Source organism: Psychrobacillus sp. MER TA 171 (assembly GCF_023713305.1).
GTDB lineage: Bacteria > Bacillota > Bacilli > Bacillales_A > Planococcaceae > Psychrobacillus.
Window position 1 is genome coordinate 1 of the sequence record NZ_JAMAWN010000052.1, and the last position, 1179, is coordinate 1179.

At 38.3% G+C, this 1179-nt stretch carries 1 protein-coding gene; it reads left to right on the plus strand.

Annotated features, from left to right (window positions below; translation table 11 throughout):
* On the plus strand, window positions 1–965 hold a 965-nt coding region (locus M3627_RS20335; RefSeq protein WP_251557265.1), incomplete at its 5' end, for an IS256 family transposase.
* Window positions 966–1179 lie beyond the last annotated feature (214 nt).

Below are 1179 nucleotides of genomic sequence, written 5' to 3' on the forward strand. Positions count from 1 at the left end.
GCGATTTGACTATGAGTATCGGAAAGATTACATTGCGTGTTCCTAGAACACGTGAAGGTGATTTTTCACCAACCGTCTTTGAACGATATGCTCGTTGTGATCAAGCGCTAGTTTTATCTATGCTTGAAATGGTGATTAATGGAGTGTCTACACGAAAGGTGACCAACATTGTTGAACAGCTTTGCGGGGAAAGTGTCTCTAAATCTTTTGTTTCTTCTCTCACACAAAAATTAGATCCAATTGTAAATGAATGGTCTCGAAGACCCCTTAACTTCACCTATTTTCCTTATGTTTTTGTCGATGCCATGTATATTAAAGTTCGCGAAGATAAACAGGTGGTATCCAAGGCTGTCTATATTGCCACCGCTATCACAGAGGATAATAAACGTACGATTTTAGGATTAAAAGTAGATCATGTAGAAAGTTATGAAAGTTGGCTCGGTTTCTTTGAAGAGCTTAAATCACGTGGACTTCAATCACCAAAACTAATTATATCAGATGCCCACTCGGGCTTACAAAAGGCTATCACACGAGCTTTTATAGGTACATGTTGGCAACGGTGTAATGTCCATTTCAAGCGAAATATCTTTGAAAAGCTCCCAAAGAAGGACTCTGCCGATGCTCGTGTCATGATTAAAAGAATCTTTGAAGCGGTGACAGTAGAAGACATGAGGCACTTTAAAGAGGAATTAATGAATAAGTATAAAGATGAACCTAAATATGAAAGGGCTCTTTCTACATTGGATGAAGGTTTCGAAGATACCATCCAATACATGCAACACCCTATGAAAATTCGTGTCTTTATAAGAAGTACCAACGCACTGGAAAGGCTAAATCAAGAAGTTAGAAGAAGAGAGAACGTAATTCGTATTTTCCCGAATACGCAATCTGCATTCCGCTTGATTGGAGCTGTATTAATGCAATATGAAGAACAATATAGAAAGAAAAAATCCCTTGTAAAATAAGTGGAATAGTTTGTAGGCGTGAGATCCCATTCATGGAGCATCCCAGATGAGTTGAACGTCGTCAAAGTGAAAAGAATCTTTGACAACGTTCAACTCATCTGGGGTTATTCGCCCATGGGATTCACGCACAAAAAATGTGAAGTGGGGTTTTTACACTTCTCAAGTAGGTTTGAAAACATTGTATACAATTTTACACAATACTATGGACTTGACT